Raw genomic sequence first — 5,632 nt, 5'->3', positions numbered from 1 at the left:
CTGACGCTGATAAAACGCGTCGGTGCGATAGCGCAGCACCGCGTTCCAGACAAACCGCACGCACCCAAACGTCCGCGCCAGCAAGGCTGCTTGCTCAGGCGTGGGATAGAAGCGGTATTGGTAGGCGCGTTCGGCTTTCATGCTTTACACTTTAGATGAAATATTGTAAGGATGCAAAACACAAGGCGTCCTGGCGGACGCCGCGCTATCCATCCTCGCACTAAAAGTACGAGGTTTTCCGCGCTAACTGATAAAAATAAAGCTTTGTTTGGCTAACAGCATGAGATTAAGGCAATGGACACGCAAACGCTTGTATTGGTGGTGGCGATTGGTGCGCTTTGGCTAAGTTTTACTTGTGGGTGTGTAGCACTATATCTATTTCTGGTACGTGGAAGGGCGGGGGGCGTGCCTGTTGCCCAGGGGGCAGCTGTCGTTTCCAATGGTTCACTCTCTCCCCAGTCAGCACCGGTGTTACTCAATCAACAGAGCGCCGCTTGGGAGGTGCAAGTGCTGTTTGAAGCGCCCTCACCTGCGCTGAATGATCGCTTGGGCGTAACGCTGTCATCCCTGGGTGCGGTATACGAACAGCGCAGCAAAACCTTTGCCGTGACAGAGGATTCCTCGCGCACGCCGATCGTCATTGAAAATGCCGTAGGCGCTGGTCAGCTTCCCCCCTTAACCGAATCACCAGCGAGCCAACCGCCAGTCAAAGGGGTGAGCATTAAAATTGTTAAAAACAGCCGCACGCTAACGCCTAGCAAGCTCCAGCTAGCGAAGTTAGTATCGCTCTCTAAAAAGCTGGCGCGCTTAGGGGGCACGGTGGTCGATGCCGAACAGCAGCCGATTACCCCGGCAGGCTTTAATGCGGTGATTCAAGGGCAGGCGAGGGTTTAGCGCTGTAGCTCTGTTTGCAGCTTGGCAATGTCTTCTAGATCCAACCCTGTTACCTCGGCAATCTGCTCGTTACTCAGCACCCCAAGCTTCAGCAAGTTGCGCGCAGTTTTTTCGATGCCTAGCTTTGTGCCCTGTTCGATGCCTAGCTTTGTGCCTTTTTCAATTCCCGCTTGCCGTTCTTGCTGCGCCCAGTTTTCAAGATTTTCTGCCAACATGTCTTTGTCCTCCATCAAGCTTGTGAGCTGGTCTAGGTTTGCCTTGGCTCCTAGCCGCTGAAGATATCGTTTGAGCCAGCGGGTGATAATGTTATCGATCCGCTCTTTATCAGGAGAGGCTTGTATGATGGCAACAATGCGATCAACGGCTTGCTGCAGCCCTTTCCTGTCGGCAGACGCCTTTTCAATACTGAACACGCCGCTCAGCGGTGTTGGGCGTAATCCCAGCTCTTCATCGCTGGCTACACCTAACTTAAAGCGTCTCCACGTCAAACGCGACTATCTGCCGTTGAACGCTTGAAAACTCAACGCCCACCAAGTGGATCGGCTTGCCGCTGGCGCGGTGTTTGTCGGCGTAGCTTTTGGCTTTGATCTGCTCTAGCGCTTTACCTTCGGGTAGCTGCTCGACCACTTTGAATTCAAACAGGTAGATATGACCGTTAAAGTCGACGCTCATATCCACTTTGCCGTGGTGGCTGGCGTCTTCCACCGTCACATCGACACCCAGCGCTGCAAAGTGGCTGTAAAAAACGCTTGCGTAGTGGCCTTCATATTGGGCGATAGGATTGTTTCGGTACCAGTCGTGGGGTAAACCGGCATAGAGCGCTTTGAGATGGAGGCCTAAGCCCGCGAGATCGTTCGCCTGTAGCAGACGAAACAGCGTTAGCCGTTCTCGCGGTGGTTCTTGAAGGCCTAGCAGTGGCAAAAGCGCTTGGTTAAGGCTGGTTTCTACTTCGCGGTTCGGGTAACCCAGTGTGTAAAGGCGGTAGCCTGTCATGGGTTCTTCGGTGGCGTGTACCGTTAGGTAACCCGTTTGGAATAGCAGCGCTTCTGTAGCGATATGGTCAACATCAAAGCGCCCCAGTAATTCTGCCTCTGTTTGCAGCTGGCTCAACGCAGGCGTAAACACACCGCGTTGTGTCAGTATATCCACCAGGAACGTAGGGGTGGCGCTCTCAAACCAGTAAGGGCTGAAGTGACGCTCTTCGAGCAATAGCAGCACATCAAAGGGGTTATAAACACTGGGAACTTCTGGCCCACCCCAGCGGTAGCCGTTGTACCAGCGGCGAATCTCGTTACGGTCAAGGCCGGGAAGCTCGGGGGCAAACACTGTATCTACATCATGGTCGGTATAGCCACAAACGGCCGCATAGTCTGTTGAAAGCGTGATATCGCGTAGGTTATTCAACCCCGAAAACAGGCTGACTTTGCTGAACTTGGAGACGCCGGTGAGCAGCACGAAGTGCAAATGGGGGTCGGCATCTTTCAGCACGCTGTAGAGATTTTTAAGCCCCTCGCGCAGTTCACGCGCCCTATCGCCGTCTAGGATATTGTCCAGAATGGGTTTGTCATACTCATCGATTAGCACTACCACACGTTGGCCATAGTGCGAGTGGGCTTGGCGAATAAGCTGCTCAAACTCACCGGCGATATCGGTATCGTAGGTGAGCGTTAGTCCAAGCCGCTCACGTTCGGTGCGCAACTGGTCGCGGATACGTACGTCCAATTCCTGACGTGTTTGCATCACCCCGCTCCCAAAGCTTAAACGCACCACGGGGTAACGCTGCTGCCAGTCCCACTTATCGTAAATATATAGGCCTTCAAACAGTGCTTGGCGGCCTTCAAACAGGCAGCCTAACGTATCCAGCAATAGGCTTTTGCCAAACCGGCGCGGGCGAGAGAGGAAGTAGTATTTATTTTGGTTGGCCAGCTTCTCAATGAACGGTGTTTTATCGACATAGTAGTAGCCGCCTTCGCGAATATCGGAAAAGGTCTGAATCCCGATGGGCAGTTTACGGCGATGAGTAGCTGGCATGCTGTCCTCCAAGGGTGGCGCTGTGCAAACTATGGGTAGTCTAGCATGCGGAAGTGCGGGTTAGTTCGTGCTTAGCGGGCTTGCATGGTGCGATTAGCTAGGTAATAGGCGGTTGTTTCATGGGGCTAATTAGCTGCTGGGTAGCGCCATCAAGCAGCAGCGCAAGCATACAATGGGGATGCTATCGAACGTTCAATATTCAGCCAAGTGACGCTCGGCATGAAGGAGTGTATTTAATGTTTTCAGCCAATATGTCTTTTTCCTCCCAGGCTTGGGAACTGAACTAGGTTTGTTAACAGCCCGTTAGTGTTGTGTCTCTGCTTGCAACTTGGAAACGTCTTCTATTGCTAACCCTGTTACCTCGGCAATCTGCTCGTTACTCAGCACTCCGAGCTTCAGCAAGTTGCGAGCAGTTTTTTCAATGCCTAGCTTTGTGCCCTTTTCAATGCCCGCTTGGTGCTCTTGTTGCGCCCAGTTTTCAAGATTCTCTGCCAACATGTCTTTGTCCTCCATTAAGCTTGTGAGCTGGTCTAGGTTTGCCTTGGCTCCTAGCCGCTGAAGATATCGTTTGAGCCAGCGGGTGATAATGTTATCGATCCGCTCTTTATCAGGAGAGGCTTGTATAATGGCCACAATGCGATCAACGGCTTGCTGCAGGCCTTTCCTGTCGGCAGACGCCTTTTCGATGCTGAACACGCCGCTCAGCGGTGTTGGGCGTAATCCCAGCTCTTCATCAGTATAGCGCCCTTCATCCACAAGGTAGTACCGTAGGTGTGGTTGATAGACTTGAAGAAAAGCTGGTGGTTCCGGGTACACCATGTCGTAGATATCCTGGCGTGCCGTCCAACGCTCAGAGCCGTTGTACAGCACGATAGGAAGAATGGGTGGTAGCCCTTTGCTCGGGGTGGTGGTGCCATTTTTGAGCAAGTGGTCGTAAAAGCAGGCCACGTAGTGCATCAGCCGGATCGGCATAGTGCGATCAACAGTCGACTGAAACTCTAGCAGGATGTAGAGATAAACCTCTTGTGTGAGGCCTTCCCAGGTGATCTCCACCGACCACACCACGTCTTCGAATTTCTCCTCGAACAGGGGCGTGATGTAATTGCCGCTGTGATTTTTGAGCGTAGAGAAATTCATCAGTTGGGCGATTTCTGGAGGTGCAAACCCTTCCATCAACTGCTGAACGAACTCAGGGTAGCTGAGCAGTCCGTGCATGCCGGTACCAGGGGGGGATAACCTCGGCCATATCCTTATTCGAATAATTCGAATAACCTTCAGCCTGTGTGTATTATGACAACAACACACATGCCGAAAGGAGAGAATCTATGGCCGTCATGTCAACACTGCTTCCCAGTGAAGAGGAAGCGACATTAGCAAAATTATCAAGCCGAGAGCTGGCTGCTTATGTTGAGACCGCCGCCTCTTCCCAGCAGGTCGCTATATCTGACAAAGAGGGGCGGCTTCATCAAGTGGAAGTCCCTGTCAGCGCCTTGCGTCTCTTGGTGGATATCCTGATAGAGCTTGGTGATGGCAATACCGTGAAGCTCATTCCCGTTCATGCTGAAATGACCACCCAAGAAGCAGCCGATATGCTGGGGATGTCGCGTCCTACGCTGATCAAAATATTAGATGAAGGCCATATTCCGTATCATCGCTCAGGGAACCGTAGAAAGGTAAAGTACAAAGATGTAATGCACTATAAGCAGGCAATAGATAACAAGCGGCTACAGGCACTCAATGAGCTGTCTGAGCTTGATCAGTCGCTGGGGTTGGGCTATTAATGAGTTCCTTCTATACGGTTGTTTATGATGCTTGTGTGCTTTACCCAGCGCCATTAAGAAGCCTGCTGATACACATGGCAATAACGGATCTTTTTCGGGCACGATGGTCAGATTTAATTCATGAAGAGTGGATACGCAACCTCTTGGCTCAGCGTAGTGATCTGACAAGAGAGCAACTGAATCGGGTTCGTGAATTAATGGATTTACATACCCGAGATGCCGTTGTCTCAGGGTTTGAGCCATTGATTGATGGATTAGTGCTGCCTGATCCCGATGACCGCCATGTGCTGGCGTGTGCTATTCACAGTGGGGCAGAGGCGATTATTACGTTTAACCTTAAGGATTTTCCTGATGAACAGCTAAGCAAATATGATATCAGGGCTATTCATCCCGATGAATTTATTGCCGATATGCTGTCGTTGAGTCCAGGGCATATCATTCAAGCCGTTCAGAATCACCGTAAAAGCCTTAAAAACCCACCATTCAATGCCAATGATTACCTTGGTTTACTGCTAAACCAGAAGCTGCCTGAAACAGTTAATGCTTTGAAGACGTTTGAGATTTTGCTTTAAGAGTCGAGTCCTGCATGGTTGCCGCTGAGTGCGTATCTTTCGTTTGATAACCTCTGTGATGAGGTACACCGGCTACTCGATGGCTATGGCACTGAGTGCGCGATTAATTTTGAATAGGCACTTAGTCGCTGAAATAGATTGCGCCTGTATCTTTGGCGCTTCTTTCAATATCATCAGGGTTTATCAGTTAGCGCGGAAAACCTCGTACTTTTAGTGCGAGGATGGATAGCGCGGCGTCCGCCAGGACGCCTTGTGTTTTGCATCCTTACAATATTTCGTCTAAAGTGTAAAGAATGAAAGCCGAACGCGCCTACCAATACCGCTTCTATCCCACGCCTGAGCAAGCAGCCTTGC

The 5,632-nt window shown here is 51.2% G+C and carries 8 protein-coding genes and 1 pseudogene; 5 read left to right on the top strand and 4 right to left on the bottom strand.

The features are described from left to right. A partial coding sequence (locus AC13CN_RS00275) for a helix-turn-helix domain-containing protein (RefSeq protein WP_483052922.1) occupies nt 1-141 on the bottom strand: 141 nt, incomplete at its 3' end. Between the two features lie 153 nt (nt 142-294). Here AC13CN_RS00275 and AC13CN_RS00270 point away from each other — a divergent pair. Beyond that, nucleotides 295-894, top strand: a complete 600-nt coding sequence (locus AC13CN_RS00270) for a hypothetical protein (protein WP_141275961.1) — start codon at nt 295-297, stop codon at nt 892-894. Here the strand turns inward: AC13CN_RS00270 and AC13CN_RS00265 are convergent. The 3 genes from AC13CN_RS00265 to AC13CN_RS00255 all read right to left on the bottom strand — a co-directional run bounded on the left by AC13CN_RS00265 (nt 891) and on the right by AC13CN_RS00255 (nt 4,140). Continuing rightward, complete coding sequence (locus tag AC13CN_RS00265; protein ID WP_244891592.1) at nt 891-1,382, bottom strand: RpnC/YadD family protein; 492 nt, start codon at nt 1,380-1,382, stop codon at nt 891-893. The two genes, AC13CN_RS00270 and AC13CN_RS00265, sit on opposite strands and share 4 nt — an antisense overlap. Then, nucleotides 1,363-2,925, bottom strand: coding sequence for an ATP-binding protein (locus tag AC13CN_RS00260; protein ID WP_172416539.1), 1,563 nt, complete (start codon nt 2,923-2,925; stop codon nt 1,363-1,365). The genes AC13CN_RS00265 and AC13CN_RS00260 overlap by 20 nt, the downstream gene beginning before the upstream one ends. Before the next feature lie 303 nt (nt 2,926-3,228). Beyond that, on the bottom strand, nt 3,229-4,140 hold the full coding sequence (locus AC13CN_RS00255) for an Rpn family recombination-promoting nuclease/putative transposase (protein ID WP_483052920.1): 912 nt from the start codon (nt 4,138-4,140) through the stop codon (nt 3,229-3,231). A gap of 110 nt (nt 4,141-4,250) precedes the next feature. Between AC13CN_RS00255 and AC13CN_RS00250 the strand changes: the two genes are divergently transcribed. The 4 genes and pseudogenes from AC13CN_RS00250 to AC13CN_RS00235 all read left to right on the top strand — a co-directional run. Continuing rightward, nucleotides 4,251-4,706, top strand: coding sequence for a helix-turn-helix domain-containing protein (locus AC13CN_RS00250; protein WP_217693481.1), 456 nt, complete (start codon nt 4,251-4,253; stop codon nt 4,704-4,706). Further along, nucleotides 4,706-5,278 (top strand): PIN domain-containing protein, encoded by a 573-nt coding sequence (locus tag AC13CN_RS00245; protein ID WP_074211472.1) that lies wholly within the window; start codon nt 4,706-4,708, stop codon nt 5,276-5,278. Before AC13CN_RS00250 ends, AC13CN_RS00245 begins: the two co-directional genes overlap by 1 nt. Nucleotides 5,279-5,290: 12 nt before the next feature. Further along, nucleotides 5,291-5,395: pseudogene (locus tag AC13CN_RS00240) on the top strand (IS630-like element ISHsp2 family transposase); the annotation flags it as partial. Between the two features lie 176 nt (nt 5,396-5,571). Beyond that, nucleotides 5,572-5,632, top strand: a 61-nt coding sequence (locus AC13CN_RS00235) for a helix-turn-helix domain-containing protein (RefSeq protein WP_483052921.1), incomplete at its 3' end; no start/stop codon positions are given.

The organism is Vreelandella sp. L-25, from assembly GCF_056857535.1.
Note: the sequence above shows the minus strand (reverse complement) of the source record. Positions and strands in the feature narration are given on the sequence as shown.